This is a genomic window from Collinsella aerofaciens (assembly GCF_039752955.1).
Taxonomy (GTDB): domain Bacteria; phylum Actinomycetota; class Coriobacteriia; order Coriobacteriales; family Coriobacteriaceae; genus Collinsella; species Collinsella aerofaciens_BI.
The window spans coordinates 23,372-42,522 of sequence record NZ_JBDMHB010000013.1 but is presented as its reverse complement, the minus strand read 5'-3'; the positions used below and the strand labels follow the sequence as shown (position 1 = coordinate 42,522).

Genomic DNA, 19,151 nt, shown 5'->3' with positions numbered 1-19,151 from the left:
CTATTGGATGAGGACGGAGTGCCCGTGCAGATTGTGGCGCGTGAGCGTTCGTGTGCCACGTCGCTTATCGAGGAAGCCATGCTGCTCGCCAACGAGTGCGTTGCAGAGTGGCTGGCAGACCGTGATATCGAGGCCTGCTATCGTGTGCATGAGGATCCGAGCCCCGATAGCCTGCACGGTGCTGCCGTTGCGCTGGCGCAGCTAGGCATCATCGACGATCGCCGTGCTGCCGGTATTGCCCTGGGGAGCCCCGATGAGCTGCAGGCTGCAGTTGATGCTGCCGCCGGTACGGCCAACGCACCGCTCGTCAACACGCTGCTTCTGCGCAGCATGCAGCGCGCGCTGTACAAGCCGCGCAACGAGGGCCACTTTGCGCTCGCCGCGCCGTGCTACTGTCACTTTACGAGTCCCATCCGTCGCTACCCCGATCTGGTGGTGCACCGCGTGCTCAAACTGCAGTTGGCCTATGAGCAGCTCGGCGGCAAGGACGCCTTGGTCCGTACGCCGCGGCTGATCGGTAAGGGGCGCGAGTCGCTGCCGCGCATTCTGCCGCAGATCTGCCGCGCATGTAGCGATGCCGAGCGCGCGGCAGATGCCGCCAGCCATGCGACGCAAAAGATCAAGATTGCCCAGTACTATGAGGACCGTCTGGGTGAGCGCTATGCCGGAACCGTCTCGTGGGTTAGCAGCATGGGCCTCTTTGTGCGCTTGGACCTAACACAGGTCGAGGGCCTGGTTTCAATTAAGAGCCTGGGCACCGAGTGGTTCGAGTTCGACGAGGACGCGCTAACGCTCACAGGTGCCGACACGGGCACCCGTTACGAGCTGGGGCAGCGCGTGATTATCGAGGTCTCGCGCGTCAATACCACGCGTGGGCACTTGGACTTTAAGCTTATCCATTAGCTAAATCCCGACTCGTGGCGAGAGAGCGGAGGGCGGCCTTTCGGGACCGCCCTTCGCATTTGAATCGTGGCTACCTTGCCGTCTGCTCGGCCGCCCGCTTACCTGCTATTTGAGAGGTAAAACCTACCAAAATAAACCTGTCCCTTTTTGGCAGGTTTACAAGAAAGCGGGGATGAGATGGCGACGGTGTACGGTTATGCGCGGGTGAGTTCGCGCGATCAGAACCTTAATCGGCAGCTGGATGCGCTGGGCGCCTATGGCGTGGGCTCGGCGAATATTTATGCCGACCATGCGAGCGGCAAGGACTTCGATCGACCGCGTTATCGCGAGCTGCTGCACGTCCTGGGAGACGGGGACGTACTGGTGGTGCTTTCTATCGACCGACTTGGCCGTAATTACTCCGAGATTCTTGAGGAATGGCGACGCATTACCAAGGAGCTCGGGGTTGCCATTGTGGTGTTGGACATGCCATTGCTTGACACGCGCGCTAGGGCCAGCGGCGCGCCGGATGTGACCAACGTCCTGATTGCCGATATTGTGCTGCAACTGCTGAGCTACGTGGCGCAGGTAGAGCGCGAGAATATCCATCGGCGCCAAGCGGAGGGAATTGCAGCGGCGCGGGCGCGAGGGGTCCGTTTCGGTCGACCTCGCAAGCCGTGCCCTCCTCAGTTTGAGCTGGTGCGCGATAGCTATGAGGCGGGCGATATTACCCGCAGCCAGGCGGCAAAGTGCCTGGGCGTGTGCGTGGGGACGTTCGATCGCTGGATGCGCGAGGCGGGGTAGGGGTTTGCGTCGCTTTGTCGCTTCCTGTTGCGATTCAAATTTTGATACGGTGACGATGCCATTTGGGGCTACACTCGCTGATATTCAAAAAAGGAGGTTGGCCCTTGGCGCGCGTAAAACAAATAATCGGATGGACCGCGATCGTTCTGTTCGCTGCAACGCTGGCGGGCATCTGGGTGCTGACGGAGCAAAATGCGGTGGAGACGTCGTTGCTGAGCGAGTCCACCGCGCGTGTGGTGGAGGGCCAGGCTACGGGCGTTCAGGCTACCGGCATCACGGGTGAAATTCAGGCGGGGGACGGCATGACTGAGAGTACCAATCCGGCTGCCTCGACGGTCCAGCCTGGTCGACTTGCTTCCATTCGCATGTGGGTAGGCGCAAACGTCCGTCGCGTCGCCCATACCGTAGAGTTTTTCTTCGTCGGATTGGTCGCCCCGGTGATCGTGGTCTGCTTTTCCAGGCGTCCATGGAGTGTGTGTTCCCGTTGCGTGCCTGTGTTTCTCTTTTGCGCTGCCTGCTCCGTTGGCGACCAGGTGCATAAGATCTTTGTTCCCGGCAGGCATTTCGACGTTATCGATTTAGGATTCGATGCTGCGGGCTATGTCACCGCCATGCTGTTGGTATTGCTGGCAGCGGCGTTGGTGCGCCATGCGACTCGGCCGATCGGCGCCCATGCGAGGCGCTAGCCGGTAACAAACCCGTTTCTGATAATGCGACCTTGTTGAATTATTTTGTGTCGCGCGTATTTCCGAGCGGTCGGATTTGAGGGGCGAGCGGTAGAACGCTCGCCCTTTGTGCGCCACGATGCGGCACAATGTACCGCAAAAGCTGTTTGTATCCGGTACGAATCGTTCGTTGGTCTTTAATTCTTCTCAACGGAGGTGTTTGAGATGGCAAACGGATTGCTTTTGCGGCTTCGCGAGCGTGAGCTCAGCGCGAGCCCGGCGGAACGCAATGTCATCGCATATGTAAGCGCTCATCCGCACGAGGTGGTCGGGCTGTCCGTCCGCGGTCTTGCCGATGTCACGTTCTCCTCGCCCTCGAGCATTTTGCGCTTTTGCAAGCGTTTGGGTTTTGCGGGCTACAAGGAGTTCCAGCGCGAACTGATTGCCGAGCTGGCGCTCTTAGGTGACAAGAAAGACGTAGCCCTCGAGGACATCTCCATGGATGACAGCGTCGAACGTATCGTGGGGAAGGTGATGAAAAGCAACGTGCGCACGATCGAGGCGACGGCGCGAACGCTCGATTACACCGTCTTGGAGCGATGCGCGGCCCGTCTTAAGCGGGCGCGCGCGGTCAATCTGTTCGGTATTGGTGCCTCTCGTTTGGTCGCGCACGACCTGGCGCAAAAGCTCATGCGTGTCGACAAAGAGTGCCATTTGTACGACGACTGGCATGATCAGCTCTTATGTGCCAAGAACATGCATGAGGGCGATATGGCAATCGCCTTTAGTTACTCGGGCTTGACGCAAGAAGTGCTGGACTGCACCGCCGAGGCTCAACGCCACAACTGTCCCGTTGTGGCCGTTACCAAAGTAGATGGATCATCCAAGCTTGCCACCATGGCCGATGCCGTGCTCGGCGTTGCTGCGAGTGAACCCTTGGTCCGCAGCGGTGCCATGGCTTCGCGTATGGCCCAGCTTATGGTTGTCGATGCCCTGTACGCTGCTTACGTTGCCAGCGACTACGAACGGGCGACGCATGTCATAAAGCAAAACTACATCGAGAAACAGGAAAGATGAGGTGAATGAAATGCTCGATTTAACAAAATTCACGACCGAACAGCGTAATCAAAGGTCAATGGACCTCGATACGATGACATCGCTGCAAATCGTCACGATGATGAACGATGAGGATCTTCGTGCCGTCCAGTCGGTCACGAAAGTGTTGCCCCAGGTTGCCACAGCAATCGACTGGGCTGCTGAGGCACTCGAGCGCGGCGGGCGCGTCTTTTACATGGGCGCAGGCACCAGCGGTCGTCTGGGCGTACTCGACGCTTCGGAGTGTCCGCCCACGTTTGGCGTGTCACCCGATCTGATTGTCGGGCTCATTGCCGGAGGCGAGACGGCGTTTATCAAGGCTGTCGAAGGTGCCGAAGACAGCGAGGAGCTTGGCGCGAGCGACCTGCGGGAGCGTGGACTCTCGGACAAGGATCTTGTCGTTGGCCTGGCGGCAAGCGGCCGTACTCCTTATGTGGTGGGCGGCCTTGCGTACGCCAAGGCAACTGGGTGCAAGACCATTGCAATTGCCTGCAACCAAGGGTCGAAGATCGGGGAGAGCGCAGATCTTGCCATTGAGCCCTTGCCCGGTCCCGAGGTACTGACCGGCTCAACGAGGCTCAAGGCGGGAACGGTTCAAAAGCTCATTCTCAACATGATTTCGACCGGTGCCATGGTCAAGATTGGCAAGGTATACCAAAACCTGATGGTCGATGTGCAGCAGACGAACGAGAAACTGGTGGTGCGCGGCCAGAACATCGTGATGGAGGCGACCGGCTGCACGCGCGAGCGCGCTGTTCAGGCGCTTGCAGATGCCGGCGGCCACGTAAAAACCGCTATTGTCTCGGTACTGCTGGACTGCGATGCCGAGCAGGCTGCGGTAGCTCTTGAGCGGGCGCGAGGTCATGTCCGTGCTGCGGTGAGTGGCCATGAGAAGAGCAATGACGATGCCCAATAGGTGCGCGGCGTGAGCTGATATGACATCCAGACGAGATACCCAATACAAGGAGGAGTTATGACGAACAAAGAGCTGGCTCAAAAGCTGCTGGACCTTTTGGGCGGTAAAGACAACGTGCTCGCAAACGCGGCGTGCATGACGCGCTTGCGCGTGACCGTCAAAGACGCGGGCAACGTCGACACGGAGGGCATTAAGGCACTCGACGGCGTGATGGGTCTGGTCGAGGACGACACGATGCAGATCGTGCTGGGTCCGGGCAAGGTGAATAAGGTGCTCGAGGAGTTCTCCAAGCTCACCGGCCTTGCGAAAGGCGTTGCCGACGAGAGCGTGGTTGACGCTGCGGCCACAAACAAGGCCGCGCAGAAAGCCAAGTACGAGTCCAAGCCGGTTCAGGCCTTCCTCAAGAAGATTTCCAATGTCTTCGTCGCCCTGCTTCCCGGCATCATTGCGGCTGGCCTCATCAACGGTATCTGCAACGTCATTAACGTCTCGACGGCAGGCGCGCTCGCAGGTGAGTGGTGGTACCAGGGCATTCGTTCCATGGGCTGGGCCCTGTTTGCCTATCTGCCCATCTTGGTGGGCTATAACGCGGCACGTGAGTTTGGTGGCTCCGCTGCGCTGGGCGGCATCGCCGGCATGATGTGCATCGCCAACAGTGCCATGCCCCTGCTTGCGCCTGGCGCGGCTGATCCTGCCACTGCCATTCTGCTGCCGCTCACCAATGCGCAGTACAACCCCGCAGCGGGCGGCATGATCGCGGCTCTCATCGCTGGCGCATTTTTTGCCTGGATGGAGCGTCAGATTCGCAAGGTTATGCCCAACGCACTCGACACGTTTTTGTCCCCGCTGCTGGTGCTCATCATCGGCGCCTTTGCTCTGATGCTCGTCATCCAGCCGGTTGGCGCATGGCTGACGACTGCCATCTTTAGCGTTTTGACCTTTATCTTCGAGAAGCTGGGCGTCCTGGGCGGCTATATCCTGTCGGCAGGCTTCTTGCCGCTGGTGTCCGTCGGCCTGCATCAGGCGCTCACGCCGATCCACGCTATGCTCAACGATCCCGACGGAGCTACCAAGGGCATCAATTACCTGCTTCCCATCCTTATGATGGCTGGCGGCGGCCAGGTCGGTGCCGGTTTGGCGCTGTACTTTAAGACCAAGAACGCCAAGCTCAAGAAGTACGTCGCAGAGTCCATTCCCGTTGGAATCCTGGGTGTGGGCGAGCCTCTGATGTATGCTGTTACGCTGCCGCTCGTTCGTCCGTTTGTGACGGCCTGCCTGGGTGCCGGATTTGGCGGCGCGCTCGCGGCGCTGCTTCACATCGGCACGGTTTCCCAAGGCGTTTCCGGTCTGTTTGGTCTGCTAATCGTCGTTCCTGGCCAGCAGCTCGGCTACGTTGCCGCTATGCTGCTTGCCTATGCCGCCGGTTTTGTCCTGACGTGGTTCTTCGGTGTCGACGAGCAGAAGATCAACGAGTTCTTTGGCGAGTAGTTTGATATCGCGAGCCGTGTTGCCCAGGGTTCGCGGCGCGCGGCAGATTTCTTGATGTTATGGTTGTGCCGGCGGGGCTAGCTGCTCCGCCGGCCTTTTTTAAAGGAGCGTTGAAGCGTGAAAACGGGTATTTCGATTTATCTTTCCAGCCCTCTGCAGGATATTGAGCGGACGATTGAACATGGTGCCGCGGCGGGTGCGCGCCATGCGTTCACCTCGCTGCATATTCCCGAGGATGGGGGAGCGGCGTATGCCGATAAGGTCCGTCATGTGCTGTCGCTGCTTTCCGCCCGCGGCATTGCGCTCATTGCCGATGTGGGGCCTCGCACGTGCGATTTGCTCGGGCTTGAGCGCATCGAGGACCTGCGCGATCTGGGGTTGGAATACCTTCGTTTGGACTATGGCTTTAGCGCCCAGCGGGTCGCGGAGCTGTCCGGTGTATTTCACATTGTGGTCAATGCATCGACGGTGAGTTCTGATGAAATCGCATCGTGGCGTGAGGCCGGTGCCGATGTGACTCGTTTTGCCGCCTGCCACAATTTTTACCCCAAGCCTTATACCGGTTTAGCTTTGGAGGACATTGCTCGGGTGAATCTTCGTCTTGCGGCCCTTGGATTCGAAATCATGGCTTTTGTGCCGGGTGATGCTAACGTTCGCGGGCCGGTATTCGAGGGACTGCCGACGGTCGAGGCGCAGCGCGGTCGCGCGTCAAAAGTTGCTCTCAATATGCTTGAGCTTGCACATGGCGCCGATTGCGACATTGTGTTGGTCGGCGACCCCGATCTATCCGATGCGGGCTGGGCGCAGTTTGCTCAAGTTTCCGCCGGATACGTGGACCTGCAATGCGAGCTTGAGCCCGGTTATGCCTATGTGCGCGGGCAGATTCATCACGACCGGCCCGACTCGAGCGTCCTCATCTTTAGGTCTCAGGAGTCACGTACGACGCTTAAGCCGGATTCCGTGCCGACGGATGCCGGAGCCGGCCTGCCGCGAAAGGCGGGGTCGATCGCTGTGAGCAATAGCGGATATGGGCGCTACGAAGGCGAGCTTGAGATTGCGCGGGTCGATCTTCCCGGTGACGAGCGCATGAACGTTGCGGGCCATATCACGCCCGAAGCAATGGAACTGCTGCCGTTTATCAAGCGCGGATTCGGGGTACGGTTCGTTTAACGTGTGACCCGCGGGCTACAATTGGCCCATCATACGAAGGCGCCTCGTGTGGCGTGTGCCTGCGTTGGCCGATCTATATTCGGAGGATTCCCATGACCGTACTGTTTGTCGAATATCCCAAGTGCTCGACCTGTAAGAAGGCCAAGGCATGGCTGGACGAACATGGGGTAGAGTATATCGATCGCGATATCGTTTTGGACAATCCCACGGCTGATGAGCTTGCGACCTGGATTGCTCGTTCGGGGCTGCCGGTGCGGCGCTTCTTTAATTCGTCGGGCATGAAATATCGAGAGCTGGGCCTGAAGGCGCGTCTGGATGCGGGCATGACGGATCAGGAGTGCTACGAGCTGCTGGCGACCGACGGCATGCTGGTCAAGCGTCCGCTGCTGGTGGGCGACGACTTTGCGATTCCCGGCTTTAGGGAAGCGGCTTGGGCCGAGGCGTTGCTGTAGCGGCTGCGGAAAGTGCGTCCCGTTTTAAGCTCGGATTCCGGGACGCAGTTTCCGGTTGAAGGGGCTAGCGGAAACCGTATCCCAGTTTGAGCGCGAAATCTGGGATACGGTTTCCGTTTGGGGCCTCTAGGGGAAAGCGCGTCCCGTTCTGGACGTAAATTCCGGGATGAGCTTTCCGGTTGGCGGGCATATGCGCTAATCCTCAAGCCGCGCCCATTCGTGCGGATCGTAGACCTTTACGTGCTTGTTGGGCTTGCCGCTCCAGTACTCCTCGTCCATAAAGGGCAGATATGCCTGAACGCCGGGGCAGATAAAGGGAATCCGCTGCTGTTGCAGTCGCTCGCGCTGGCGCTGCTCCAGGTGCGCCTCGGATATGACGGTCGGCATACCGGACAACTCGACGAGGCTTGCCTGGATTCGCTTAAGGTCGGGGAGTCCCGCGTGCCATGACATCCGCATGATCAAAAAGGATGCACGGCGGTATTTTGCCTGCATCACCGTGATGGCGGGGCGCAGTGTGGGATGGATTTTGTCCCGTTCGGGCCAAAGGTCAGCAGCGATCTCGAGGCCCAGGGTCTCCCATAGGTAATCAAGCTCTTCGTCCATGGCGCCTCGATATCTACGCAATCATTGATACTTCGATTGTGTTGCCTGGTGCTATCGTTTTCACGGTAGAATCTGCCAACGGTTGACGGCTACCGCTCGCGGCGTTTTGCCCTTCGTGTATAGCGGTTGGCTTCACAGGTCCTTCACGGGTTGGACTAAACTAGGCCAATTTGACTGAATTTCAAAAAAGTCAAAATTGGGGCTTGCGTCACGGCGAGACTTCCCGTATATTTCTTTCTTGCGCAAAGGCACAGCCGAGCGCAGCGATGCAGTCATTGGGATGTCGTCTAATGGCAGGACAGCGGATTCTGGTTCCGTCAATGGGGGTTCGACTCCCTCCATCCCAGCCATTGCATTTGCTACATATGGCCCGTTCGTCTAGCGGTTTAGGACGCCGCCCTCTCAAGGCGGAGATCACCAGTTCGAATCTGGTACGGGCTACCAAAATTGAATGCCCGGGCCTCGTAAGAGACCCGGGTTTTGTGTATTGACCGATGCTTAAGGCGCGCGTTGAGTCTGCCGCCCGGATCGAGGAGTAGCCATGGATCTGCCCATCAGCTTGCAAGACATCACGTATGCCGAGAACTATCTGGCGCAGGGCGACCTGGCTACGGCGACGCCGCTGCTGGAGCGTCTGGTGGAGCTCGCCGAGGAGTATATCGACGCTGAGTGCAAGACGGAGGAGAAGCGTCAATACTTTAGCTTCGATAGCAAGTTTGAGCGCTTGGCCTATCGCCGCGTGGAGAAGGATCCGCGCGAGCTCGTGCAGGTCGAGGTGCCGTTTGACCGCCTGTACTCTGACATGGCGTTTGCCTACATTCGCCAGCAGGATTATGTGAGTGCTCGCAACGCCTTGATGCAGGCCGTGCGCTGGGACCCCATGAACTGCAACTACCGCCTGGATCTGGCCGAGCTGTTCCGCGCTCTCGAGGACAAGCAGGAATGGGCATCGCTCTCGTTCTCGGTGCTGGAGCGTGCAAGCGATGGCAAGTGCGCCGCCCGCGCTTACGCCAATCTAGGTCAGTACTTCTTGGAGCCCGAGACCGAGAACGTTTCGGCTGCCGTGGGCTGCGCGCGTCTGGCGCTGCGCCTGGCGCCCAACGATGCGCATACGACGCGCCTGCTCAACAAGATCCATACCACCTATCCGGATGCCGCCGATGAGAGCGACGACCACGTGATGGGTGAGCTCGCCCTGCAGGGCGTGCCGACCTCACCTTCGGCCGAGATCGCCATCTGCCTGATCATGTGTGCGACCGATGCTGCAAGCGACGGCGACAAGCAGGAGGCGACGCGCCTGACGGTGCGTGCTCGCGACTTGGTGGGCGAGGAGGCCTGCGCGGCGATTATCAAACTGGTGCGCGAGAGCGATGCCGAGCTCAATGCCGAGCGCAAGGCAAAGCGCGCAGGTGCCGACAAGGGAACCGATGGCGCCAAGGAGGCCGGCGATGCCCAGTAAGCGCGAGCGCAAACTCATTTCCAAGAATCGCTCGGCACATCACGAGTACTTTATCGATGAGACGTTTGAGTGCGGTATTGAGCTGAGCGGCACCGAGGTCAAGTCGATTCGCGAGCGCGCCTGTCAGATCACTGACACTTTTGCGCTGATTCGTGGCGGCGAGTGCTGGCTCGTCGGACTGCATATCCACCCTTATAGCCATGGTGGCGTGTGGAATCGCGATCCCGACCGTCGGCGTCGTCTGCTGCTGCACCGCAAGGAGATCGACTTTCTTGACGGCAAACTTCGCAACCGTGGTTATGCGCTGGTTCCGTTGGAACTCTACTTTAATACCGACGGCCGCGTAAAGCTGCTGCTGGGTCTGGGTCGCGGCAAGAAGCTCTACGACAAGCGCGAGGACATGGCCAAGCGTGATGTCCAACGCGAGATCGACCGCGCCCTCAAGGAACGCAACCGGTAGGCGCTCTATATAAGTTGCGGTGAGATACGGACTGTTTTGCCTGTTTGAGGGGCTATTCAGTCCCTATTTCACCGCAACTGCGGGCGTCTTATCTTTCTTACTGTTCTGACACATATGTCTCAAAGGCGGCGTCCGTTATGGGTGCCGCCTTTTTTGTGGGTACATACATCCATGAGGTTCAATCCTGGGTTAGGGGAGTGATCGTTATGGACAAAACTGCGTTCTTTACGATGCCGAGCGGCCTGTATGTGGTGAGTGCCGCGGCCGACGGGCTGCGTGCCGGCTGCGTTATCAACACAGCGGTGCAGGTGACATCCGCCCCGCCGCGCATCTCGGTTGCCGTGAACAAGGACAATGTCACCTCGGGCGTCATCGCATCGGCCAAAGCGTTCGCGCTGACCGTGATCGATCAGACCGCCGATATGCTCTACATCGGTAACTTTGGGTTCCGCACCAGCAGCGATTATGACAAGTTTGCCAAATACGAGACCCGCGAGACGGCTCTGGGCATGCCCTATGTGCCCGAGCACGCGGCGGCCCTGTTTAGCTGCCGTTTGATCGACACTGTGGATGTGGGCACGCACCTGCTCTTTATCGGCGAGGTGGAGGATGCCGAGCGCCTGAGCGACGAGACGCCGCTGACGTACGACTACTATCACAAGGTGCTAAAGGGCAAGACGCCGCCCAAAGCCTCGTCGTATCAAGGCTAGAAATGTTCTAAAAATACTTGCATTATACTATTGAGAATATATACTAATAAGTAAGTACACCAGCAGTCACGTTCGAGAGGAGAACATCATGGCTGAGGAAAAGAAGACGTATAAGTTTGTGTGCACCGTTTGCGGTTACGAGGTTGAGGTCGACACGCCCGAGCTGCCCGAGGACTACGTGTGCCCGGTGTGCGGCGTCGGTCCCGATCAGTTTGAGCTCGTCGAGGAGTAACTCGCAGGCACACGGCGAAAGCCGAACATAGCTCTGTCCAAGGGTCCCGGTCGAATTCTCGGCCGGGACCCTTTTGATTTATCTGACGGTTTAAAACGGTCTCACGTGTTACAGATTAAGACGTTATATCTGGACAGCCACGCCATCCCAATTACATTCCCGTTAGCAGCACGATGTCGAGAATCGTCACGATGGCACCGATCCCTACGAGCAGCGCGTTGAGCGGGCGCGAGTTGACGTATTTGCCCATGACACGGCGTGAGCTGGTGAGCCGTATGAGCACAAAGACCGTAATCGGCAACTGAAGCGACAGCAGCGCCTGACTCCAGATGAGACCCTCAAAAGGATTTGGGACGACCAAGCACGCCGCCACTGCGCCGACGAAACAAGCCGCCACCCCGATCGAGGAATGTCGGTCGTGGATGTCGTATTCCTCGTCGAACATGCCCGCGGTGATGGTGCCCGCCGCCATGCCCGCCGTCACACTACTCGATATGCCCGCAAACAGCAGTGCCACCGCAAAGATGGTCGAGCTTGCCGGGCCCAGAATGGGGGAGAGCGTGTCCGCTGCGACGGCGAGGTCGTCTACGACAATGCCGTGCGCAAAGAAGGTCGTTGCGGCCAGGATGACCATGGCCGAGTTGATCGCCCAGCCCACGCCCATCGAAAAGAGCGTGTCGAAGAGCTCGTAGCGCAGACGTTCCTCGATAACCTGCTCGCCTTGGCCTTCGAAGTGCATGGATTGGATGACCTCGGAGTGCAGGAAGAGGTTGTGAGGCATAACAACCGCGCCTAGGACACTTACGATAATCGCGGCCGAGCCGGTGGGCATACTGGGTGTGATCCAGCTTGCGGCGGCCTGCGGCCAGTCGACCTTGACCAGCGTAAGCTCAGCCAAAAACGAGAGTCCTACCACGCCTACGAAGGCGATGATCCATCGCTCGGCGCGCTTGTAGGAGCTCGTCATGAGCATCGCCATCGATACTGCCGCCACGATGACGCAGCCCGCGCGCACGGGCAGCCCAAAGAGCATTTGAAGGGCAATCGCGCCACCCAGGACTTCGGCCATGGCGGTGGCGATGGTCGCGAGATAGGCGCTGGCGAGCACCATGTGTCCCACGATGCGGGGGAGGTAGTGTGTCGTGGCCTCGGCAAGACAGGTGCCCGTGGCGATGCCCAGGTGCGCCGCGTTGTGCTGCAGCACAATGAGCATAATTGTGGACAGCGTGACGATCCACAGCAGCGCGTAGCCAAACTGCGAGCCCGCGGCCATATTGGAGGCCCAGTTGCCCGGGTCGATAAAGCCGACGGTGACGAGCAACCCGGGGCCGATATGCCGCGCAATGTCTAGGCCTCCGTGACCACCGGTGCGCCGGGAACCAAAGTGTTGTTTGAGATGGTTGAGCATGGTGAGCTCCTGCGTGCCGTTTGTTTGACGCCGCAAGGATACCCGTTTTAGGCTAAAAAGTTAATCAAAGCTAACAAAATTGTTGTATTTGAATAGGATGGTGAAAGGGGGGTTACCGAAATGTCTTGATCTGTAACATCTAGGCGCCAAAATTGGGTCTTCCTGTTACAGATTGAGATGTTTGAAGCGGTGAGCTTACAGGCCGAACTTGGGACCCTTGTTGTCGCCCTTGAGGTCGGCGGTGTCCAATCGTAGGGCGTGCGTTACGCGATTGTTTCGAAACGGGCGGGAAACACAACGGGCCGGCGATGCACCTAGTATGCCTAGTCAACTGACTGTCTAATAGCTAGGGGAGGATCGCGATGCAGGCAGATTCCGCTCAGCAGCAGGGCCTTTATCGCCCCGAATTCGACCACGATGCATGCGGCATCGGCGCGCTTGCCGATATCAACGGCGAGCGCCATCACCAGATCCTGGACGACGCACTGTCCATTCTGGTTAACTTGGAGCACCGCGGCGGCACGGGGCTCGAGAAGAACACCGGCGACGGCGCCGGCATCCTGTTCCAGGTTCCGCATCACTTTTTCCGTAAAGAGGCCCAAAAGTGCGGCCAGATTCTGCCGACAGAGGGCGACTATGGCGTGGCCATGCTGTTCTTCCCGCAGGACGAGAAGGGCGTAGAGGATGCCCGCCGCGTGTTTGAGGAGGGCTGCGCCGAGGCCGGCGTGCCGCTGCTCTTTTGGCGCGAGGTGCCGGTCGACCCGCACGACCTGGGCGAGACGGCCCGCGCCTGTATGCCCACTATCCTGCAGGCCTTCCTGGGTCGTCCGGACGACACGCCGGCGGGCGACGCCTTCGAGCGCCGTCTGTACGTGTGCCGCCGCACCATCGAGAAGAAGGCCGATGCCGAGTTTGCCCTGCGCGACAAGATCTTCTACGTGTGCTCCATGAGCTCGCGCACCATCGTGTACAAGGGCATGCTGGTCGCCACGCAGATGCGCCGCTTCTTCATCGACCTCAACGACGCCGCCGTCAAGACGGCCGTGGCGCTCGTCCACTCGCGCTACTCCACCAACACCACGCCCAGTTGGGAGCGCGCGCACCCCAACCGCTTTATCATCCACAACGGCGAGATCAACACCCTCAAGGGCAACGTCAACTGGATTCGCGCCCGCGAACCCAACCTGTACAGCCCCGTGTTGCAGCACGATCTTGAGCGCGTGATGCCCATCATCAACCGCGAGGGCTCCGATTCCGCGATTCTGGACAATGTGCTTGAGTTCCTGGTCATGAACGGTCGCCCGCTCACGCGTGCCGCGTCCATGCTGCTGCCCGAGCCGTGGGACCACAACGACAGCCTGAGTGAGGAGCGCCGCGCCTACGACGCCTACCAGTCCATGCTCATGGAGCCGTGGGATGGCCCGGCGGCCATCGCCTTTACCGACGGTCGCACGCTGGGCGCCGCTCTCGACCGTAACGGCCTGCGCCCCGCTCGTTACTACGTGACGCGCGACGGCCGCTTTATGCTGGCAAGCGAGGTGGGCACCATCGAGGTGAGCCCCGAGAACATCCTGACGAGCGGCTGTCTGGGGCCGGGCCAGATGCTCGAGGTTGACTTTGCCCGCGGGCGCGTCATCTACAACGACGAGCTGCGCGCCCGTTATGCCAAGGAAAAGCCCTACCGTGATTGGATTGCCGAGGAGACGCTGACCGTTGACGCGCTCGATGAGCCCGTTGCGGCAACGCCCGCCGAGGACGCCGAGGTGCCCGCCGCCGTGCGCATGGCCAAGCTCGGCTACCACTGGGATGACGTCGACGAGGTCGTGCGTCCCATGGCCCAGCAGGGCAAGGCCCCGCTCGCCTCGATGGGCATCGACGCACCGTTGGCTTGCCTGTCCAAGAAGACGCGCTCGTTCTTTGACTACTTCTATCAGCTGTTCGCCCAGGTTACGAATCCGCCGATTGATGCTCTGCGCGAGCACATGGTGACTTCGACCACGCTCTATCTGGGCAACCACGGCAACCTGCTCGAGGACTCCCGCACGGCCTGCCAGCTGGTGCGCTTGGAGTGCCCGTTGCTCAACGAGGAGGAGTTCGACTGCATCTGCGCCATCGACCGCGTGGGCTTTAAGACCCGTCGCTTCCGTGCCGTCTACCGCCGCGATGCCGGCGAGGGCGCGCTGCAGGCTACGCTCAAGCAGCTTGCAGAGAACGTTGAGGCTGCGGTCCGCGACGGCGTGAACATCGTGGTGCTGAGCGATCGCGCCGGAGCGGGCGAGGTGTCCGTACCGTCGCTGCTTGCCGTGGGCTGCGTGCACAACCACCTGATCCGCGCCGGCGTGCGCACCTTTGCCGACATCGTGGTGGAGTGCGGCGACGCCGTGTCCCCGCACGACTTTGCGGCACTGGTGGGCTACTCTGCGAGCGGCATCTATCCGTACAACGCACATGCGTGCATCCGCGATCTGGCGGCACGCGGCGACCTGGACGTGACGGCCGAGCAGGGCATCGCCAACTACAATAAGGCTGCGACCGCCGGCATCGTCTCCATCATGTCCAAGATGGGCATCTCCACGGTGCAGAGCTACCATTCGGCGCAGATCTTCGAGGCCGTGGGCTTTACGCCGGAGTTCGTCAACGCGTACTTCGCCGGCACGGTGAGCCGTGTGGGCGGTATGGGTGTCGAGGACGTCGAGCGCGAGCAAAGCGAGCGCTACGACGCTGCGCTCGCTATCCTTAAGAGCCCGGCTCCCGAGCAGCTGCCCACGCTGGGTCTGACCAAGTGGCGCCCGCTCGGCGGCGAGGATCACCTGATCGATCCGCAGACCGTCTACTTGCTGCAGACCGCCTGCCGTGAGGACAGCTACGACACCTTTAAGGAGTACAGCGCCCGCCTGCACCGCACCGGCCGTGCCGTGCGCCTGCGCGACTTGCTCGACTTTGATGCCAGTGGCCACACGCCGGTTTCGCTCGACGAGGTGGAGCCCGCGCTCAACATCGTCCGCCGCTTTAACACCGGCGCCATGTCGTACGGTTCCATCAGCAAAGAGGCACACGAGTGTATGGCCATCGCCATGAACCGCCTGCATGGCCGTTCCAACTCGGGCGAGGGCGGCGAGGATCCGCGTCGCGAGACCCCGCTGGCCAACGGCGACTCCAAGAACTCAGCGATCAAGCAGGTGGCAAGTGCGCGCTTTGGCGTGACGAGCCGCTATCTTTGCAGCGCCTTTGAGATTCAGATCAAGATGGCCCAGGGTGCCAAGCCCGGCGAGGGTGGCCACCTGCCCGGCAAGAAGGTCTACCCCTGGATCGCCGAGGTCCGTCAGTCCACGCCTGGCATCGGCCTGATCTCGCCTCCGCCGCACCACGACATCTACTCCATCGAGGACCTGGCGGAGCTTATCTTCGATCTTAAGAACGCCAACCCCGGTGCGCGCGTGTCGGTCAAGCTGGTCAGCGAGGCCGGCGTCGGCACCATTGCTACCGGCGTGGCCAAGGGTGCCGCCGACAAGATCTTGATCAGCGGCCACAATGGCGGCTCGGGTGCCGCTGCGCGCGACTCTATCTGGCATGCGGGTCTGCCGCTGGAGCTTGGCCTTGCCGAGGCTCAGCAGACGTTGCTGCAAAACGGCCTGCGCTCCCGCGTGGTGCTCGAGGCCGACGGCAAGCTCATGGACGGCACCGACGTCGCCGTCGCCTGCTTGCTGGGCGCCGAGGAGTTTGGCTTTGCGACCATGCCGCTCATCTCCATGGGCTGCCTCATGCAGCGCGACTGCCAGCAGGACACCTGCCCGGCCGGCATCGCTACGCAAAACTGCCGCCTGCGTCGCGGCTTCCGCGGCAAGCCCGAGCACGTTGAGCACTTTATGCTCTTTGTTGCCGAGCAGCTGCGCGAGGTCATGGCGAGCCTGGGCTTCCGCACCGTCGACGAGATGGTCGGCCACCCCGAGTGCTTGCGCCAGATCGAGGTCCCGGGCAACCGCAAGGCCAACCTGCTCGATCTGTCGCCCGTGCTGGCGAGCGCGACCTGCGAGTTCGGTGCCCATATCCCGGGTGCCGATGGCCGCCACTTCCTGCCGCAGATGGCCGCGGACAGCGAGCTCGACAAGACGCTCGACTCCACGTTGTTCGTGCCCTATACGGCCGATGCCCGTGCGCACCTGCGTCCGATTCGCTTCCGCGCCGATATCGCCAACGTCAACCGCTGCGTGGGCACTATCCTGGGCAACGCGGTGACCAAGGCGCATCCCGAGGGCCTGCCCGCCGGCTCCATTACCATCGATTGCGACGGTTCGGCCGGTCAGAGTTTTGGCGCGTTCCTGCCGCGCGGCATTACGCTCAACGTGTGCGGTGACGCCAACGACTACTTTGGCAAGGGCCTTTCGGGCGGCGAGGTGTCGGTGCGCCCCAACCCGCATGCGACCTACAAGTTCGACGAGAACATCATCGTGGGCAACGTTGCGTTCTTTGGTGCCACGAGCGGCCGCGGCTTCATTAACGGCCTGGCCGGCCAGCGCTTTGGCGTACGCAACTCCGGTGCCACCGTGGTGGTCGAGGGCTGCGGCAACCATGGCTGCGAGTACATGACGGGCGGTCTGGCGCTCATCCTGGGCGAGGTCGGGCAGAACTTCGCCGCCGGCATGACAGGTGGCGTGGCCTATGTCTTTGACCAGTACGGCACGCTCGATGCCCGTGTGAACCACGAGAGCGTTGAACTCAAGGCCCCGACGGCCGCCGAGCTGGTGCAGATTCGCGAGCTCATCCAGGAGCACGTGGATGCGACCCAGAGTCCGCGCGGCATTAAGCTGCTCTACAGCTTTGAGACGATGAGCAAGCACTTTGTGAAGGTCATTCCGACCGAGTACGAGCGCGTGCTGGCGATTGTCGCTGCGGGCGAGGCTGTGGGCAAGTCGCATGCGCAGGCTGAGGAGCTGGCGTTTGACATTGTGACCGGTCGCGCGAGTGCCGCGGATGTCGCTCGCTTCGATGCCGCGGGCGGTGCTGCGGGCGCTGCGTCCGTGGCTGCCAGCTCTGTTGCTTCGACCAAGAAGGAGGCGTAAGTGCCATGGGTAAGCCCGGTGCTTTTCTTGATATCGATCGCGTGACCCACGAGCTGCGCCCCGTGGAGGAGCGCAGCCATGATTTTGATCCGCTGTACGTGGAGCTCGACGACGACGCGCGCCGTGCCCAGGCGAGCCGCTGCATGATGTGCGGTGTGGCGTTTTGCCAGATGGGTGCGAGCTTTGGCAAGGCGCGCCCGAGTGGCTGCCCGCTGCACAACCTGATTCCCGAGTGGAACGAGCTGGTGTACCGCGGCCGTTGGGACGAGGCTGCCGAGCGCCTGTCGCTCACCTCGCCCATGCCCGAGTTCACGAGTCGCGTGTGCCCGGCGCTGTGCGAGGCCGCGTGCAACCTGGGTTCGGTTGACGGTCAGCCCACAACGATTCACGATAACGAGCGCGCGATCAGCGACCACGAATGGGCAAACGGCGGCCCGCGTCGCTTTGAGCCGGCAGGGGAGGACGCGCCCTCGGTCGCCGTGGTTGGTTCCGGCCCGGCTGGCCTGGTGGCTGCGTGGGAGCTCGCGCGTCGCGGTGCCCGCGTGACGGTGTTTGAGCGTGACGACCGCCCGGGCGGCCTGCTCATGTACGGCATTCCCAACATGAAGCTCGAGAAGTCCGTGGTCGAGCGTCGCGTGGCGCTCATGCGCGAGCTGGGCATTGTGTTTGAGCTGGGCGCCGATGTGACGGACCCTGCAGTGGCGGCCAAGCTCGATGGCTTTGACGCTGTCGTGGTGGCTGCTGGTGCCCGTGACCCGCGCGGGCTTTCGGCTGCGAACGTGGATGCTCCGGGCGTGGTGTACGCGGTGGACTACCTGACGGCTTCGACCGTCTCGGTGCTCGATGGCGGCGAGCCCGCGGTGAGCGCACGCGGCCTGGACGTTGTGGTCATTGGCGGTGGCGATACTGGAAACGACTGCGTGGGTACCGCCGTGCGTCAGGGCGCGCGCAGCGTGCGCCAGTTTGAGTTCTTGCCGGCTGCGCCCGATAGGCGCGCGGCGAGCAACCCCTGGCCGCAGTGGCCCAACGTTAAGAAGACCGACTACGGCCAGCAGGAGGCTATCGCTGCGATGGGTGGCGAGATGCGTGCCTGGGGCGTGGATACGCTCGAGGTGCTGCTGGACAAGAAGGGTGCGGCTGCGGGTCTGCGCGTGGTCGATCTGGATTGGTCGGCCGGCAAGCCCGCGCGCATCGCGGGCTCCGAGCACGAGGTGCCGGCGCAGCTGGTGCTCATCGCCTGTGGCTTTACGGGTCCCGAGCATGGCGTGTTCGAAGCTGTCGGCGTGCCCGTTGCCACGGCGGGCCGCCCGCTGCCCGTGATGGCTGCCGAGGGCTCGCACCTCGCGGCCCGCGTGGATGGCGTTGCTGCGGATGCCGCGCCGGTGTATGTGGCCGGCGACGCCCGCAACGGCAGCTCGCTCGTGGTGAGTGCCATGGCCGATGCCCTGGCCTGCGCGGCCGAGGTTGCCGAGACCCTGGCGTTGTAAGGTAGTCATTCAAGAGCGCCCCCAACGACTAGTCATTGGGGACGCGCTTTTTTTGTCTAGTCGTCGGGGACACTCTTAACGTCTGACTGCTCATTTGCTGACGTGCGGGCTCGCGGCACCTTGCTGTTTTCGTGATGGCTGCGGCTGGCAAGCTCAAAATCTCTGTTTATTTGCCTATGTTTAACTGGGGTTTTGTTTCGGTTTAACGTATCGGTCAAGCGTTCCGTCAAGTATACGGTCAGCATCTGGTTTGCAGC

At 61.0% G+C, this 19,151-nt stretch carries 16 protein-coding genes and 2 tRNA genes; 16 read left to right on the top strand and 2 right to left on the bottom strand.

Annotation, left to right across the window (positions count from 1 at the left end):
• From ABHR75_RS04705 to ABHR75_RS04670, 8 genes are all read left to right on the top strand, one after another.
• Nucleotides 1–903: RNB domain-containing ribonuclease (locus tag ABHR75_RS04705; protein WP_346963770.1), on the top strand; the 903-nt coding region annotated here is incomplete at its 5' end.
• 177 nt (nucleotides 904–1,080) lie between these two features.
• Nucleotides 1,081–1,686, top strand: a complete 606-nt coding sequence (locus ABHR75_RS04700) for a recombinase family protein (RefSeq protein ID WP_055285671.1) — start codon at nucleotides 1,081–1,083, stop codon at nucleotides 1,684–1,686.
• A gap of 104 nt (nucleotides 1,687–1,790) precedes the next feature.
• A complete protein-coding gene (locus tag ABHR75_RS04695) occupies nucleotides 1,791–2,372 on the top strand; it encodes a VanZ family protein (protein WP_346963769.1) in 582 nt (193 codons plus the stop codon).
• A 204-nt stretch (nucleotides 2,373–2,576) separates the two neighbouring features.
• Nucleotides 2,577–3,428 (top strand): MurR/RpiR family transcriptional regulator, encoded by an 852-nt coding sequence (locus ABHR75_RS04690; RefSeq protein ID WP_055310345.1) that lies wholly within the window; start codon nucleotides 2,577–2,579, stop codon nucleotides 3,426–3,428.
• Nucleotides 3,429–3,438: 10 nt separating this feature from the next.
• Nucleotides 3,439–4,362, top strand: a complete 924-nt coding sequence (gene murQ / locus ABHR75_RS04685; protein ID WP_346963768.1) for an N-acetylmuramic acid 6-phosphate etherase — start codon at nucleotides 3,439–3,441, stop codon at nucleotides 4,360–4,362.
• 57 nt (nucleotides 4,363–4,419) lie between these two features.
• Complete coding sequence (locus tag ABHR75_RS04680; protein WP_055310344.1) at nucleotides 4,420–5,850, top strand: PTS transporter subunit EIIC; 1,431 nt, start codon at nucleotides 4,420–4,422, stop codon at nucleotides 5,848–5,850.
• 117 nt (nucleotides 5,851–5,967) lie between these two features.
• Nucleotides 5,968–7,020: a MupG family TIM beta-alpha barrel fold protein gene (locus ABHR75_RS04675; RefSeq protein WP_238022392.1), complete on the top strand. Its 1,053-nt coding sequence runs from the start codon at nucleotides 5,968–5,970 to the stop codon at nucleotides 7,018–7,020.
• Between the two features lie 92 nt (nucleotides 7,021–7,112).
• Complete coding sequence (locus tag ABHR75_RS04670; protein ID WP_117773333.1) at nucleotides 7,113–7,472, top strand: arsenate reductase family protein; 360 nt, start codon at nucleotides 7,113–7,115, stop codon at nucleotides 7,470–7,472.
• Nucleotides 7,473–7,667: 195 nt separating this feature from the next.
• Here ABHR75_RS04670 and ABHR75_RS04665 read toward each other — a convergent pair whose 3' ends face one another.
• Nucleotides 7,668–8,078 carry a hypothetical protein gene (locus tag ABHR75_RS04665; protein ID WP_346963767.1) on the bottom strand — a complete coding sequence of 137 codons (411 nt, stop codon included), beginning with the start codon at nucleotides 8,076–8,078 and terminating at the stop codon, nucleotides 7,668–7,670.
• A 276-nt stretch (nucleotides 8,079–8,354) separates the two neighbouring features.
• On the opposite strand from ABHR75_RS04665, the gene ABHR75_RS04660 reads away from it, so the two are divergent.
• The 6 genes from ABHR75_RS04660 to ABHR75_RS04635 all read left to right on the top strand — a co-directional run bounded on the left by ABHR75_RS04660 (nucleotide 8,355) and on the right by ABHR75_RS04635 (nucleotide 10,939).
• Nucleotides 8,355–8,428: transfer RNA gene (locus ABHR75_RS04660), tRNA-Gln, on the top strand.
• Between the two features lie 17 nt (nucleotides 8,429–8,445).
• Nucleotides 8,446–8,522: transfer RNA gene (locus tag ABHR75_RS04655), tRNA-Glu, on the top strand.
• Nucleotides 8,523–8,619: 97 nt separating this feature from the next.
• Nucleotides 8,620–9,537 carry a tetratricopeptide repeat protein gene (locus ABHR75_RS04650; RefSeq protein WP_271759129.1) on the top strand — a complete coding sequence of 306 codons (918 nt, stop codon included), beginning with the start codon at nucleotides 8,620–8,622 and terminating at the stop codon, nucleotides 9,535–9,537.
• Entirely contained in the window at nucleotides 9,527–9,997 is a 471-nt protein-coding gene (gene smpB / locus ABHR75_RS04645; protein WP_006235325.1) for an SsrA-binding protein SmpB, read from the top strand. The genes ABHR75_RS04650 and smpB overlap by 11 nt, the downstream gene beginning before the upstream one ends.
• A gap of 206 nt (nucleotides 9,998–10,203) precedes the next feature.
• Complete coding sequence (locus tag ABHR75_RS04640) at nucleotides 10,204–10,707, top strand: flavin reductase family protein (protein ID WP_346963766.1); 504 nt, start codon at nucleotides 10,204–10,206, stop codon at nucleotides 10,705–10,707.
• A gap of 88 nt (nucleotides 10,708–10,795) precedes the next feature.
• Entirely contained in the window at nucleotides 10,796–10,939 is a 144-nt protein-coding gene (locus ABHR75_RS04635) for a rubredoxin-like domain-containing protein (protein ID WP_035137395.1), read from the top strand.
• A gap of 151 nt (nucleotides 10,940–11,090) precedes the next feature.
• On the opposite strand, the gene ABHR75_RS04630 is transcribed toward ABHR75_RS04635, so the two are convergent.
• Complete coding sequence (locus tag ABHR75_RS04630; protein WP_346963765.1) at nucleotides 11,091–12,347, bottom strand: Nramp family divalent metal transporter; 1,257 nt, start codon at nucleotides 12,345–12,347, stop codon at nucleotides 11,091–11,093.
• Nucleotides 12,348–12,709: 362 nt separating this feature from the next.
• On the opposite strand from ABHR75_RS04630, the gene gltB reads away from it, so the two are divergent.
• On the top strand, nucleotides 12,710–17,407 hold the full coding sequence (gene gltB / locus ABHR75_RS04625; RefSeq protein WP_346963764.1) for a glutamate synthase large subunit: 4,698 nt from the start codon (nucleotides 12,710–12,712) through the stop codon (nucleotides 17,405–17,407).
• A gap of 5 nt (nucleotides 17,408–17,412) precedes the next feature.
• Nucleotides 17,413–18,894, top strand: coding sequence for a glutamate synthase subunit beta (locus tag ABHR75_RS04620; RefSeq protein ID WP_346963763.1), 1,482 nt, complete (start codon nucleotides 17,413–17,415; stop codon nucleotides 18,892–18,894).
• The last annotated feature ends 257 nt before the right edge of the window (nucleotides 18,895–19,151 follow it).

Excerpts from the sequence above, each read along its gene's own strand:
- ABHR75_RS04680 (WP_055310344.1), top strand. The coding sequence starts at position 4,420 with ATGACGAACAAAGAGCTGGCTCAAAAGCTGCTGGACCTTTTGGGCGGT.
- ABHR75_RS04650 (WP_271759129.1), top strand. The coding sequence starts at position 8,620 with ATGGATCTGCCCATCAGCTTGCAAGACATCACGTATGCCGAGAACTAT.
- ABHR75_RS04690 (WP_055310345.1), top strand. The coding sequence starts at position 2,577 with ATGGCAAACGGATTGCTTTTGCGGCTTCGCGAGCGTGAGCTCAGCGCG.
- ABHR75_RS04635 (WP_035137395.1), top strand. The coding sequence starts at position 10,796 with ATGGCTGAGGAAAAGAAGACGTATAAGTTTGTGTGCACCGTTTGCGGT.
- ABHR75_RS04700 (WP_055285671.1), top strand. The coding sequence starts at position 1,081 with ATGGCGACGGTGTACGGTTATGCGCGGGTGAGTTCGCGCGATCAGAAC.
- ABHR75_RS04670 (WP_117773333.1), top strand. The coding sequence starts at position 7,113 with ATGACCGTACTGTTTGTCGAATATCCCAAGTGCTCGACCTGTAAGAAG.
- smpB (WP_006235325.1), top strand. The coding sequence starts at position 9,527 with ATGCCCAGTAAGCGCGAGCGCAAACTCATTTCCAAGAATCGCTCGGCA.
- ABHR75_RS04665 (WP_346963767.1), bottom strand. The coding sequence starts at position 8,078 with ATGGACGAAGAGCTTGATTACCTATGGGAGACCCTGGGCCTCGAGATC.
- ABHR75_RS04640 (WP_346963766.1), top strand. The coding sequence starts at position 10,204 with ATGGACAAAACTGCGTTCTTTACGATGCCGAGCGGCCTGTATGTGGTG.
- ABHR75_RS04620 (WP_346963763.1), top strand. The coding sequence starts at position 17,413 with ATGGGTAAGCCCGGTGCTTTTCTTGATATCGATCGCGTGACCCACGAG.
- murQ (WP_346963768.1), top strand. The coding sequence starts at position 3,439 with ATGCTCGATTTAACAAAATTCACGACCGAACAGCGTAATCAAAGGTCA.
- gltB (WP_346963764.1), top strand. The coding sequence starts at position 12,710 with ATGCAGGCAGATTCCGCTCAGCAGCAGGGCCTTTATCGCCCCGAATTC.
- ABHR75_RS04630 (WP_346963765.1), bottom strand. The coding sequence starts at position 12,347 with ATGCTCAACCATCTCAAACAACACTTTGGTTCCCGGCGCACCGGTGGT.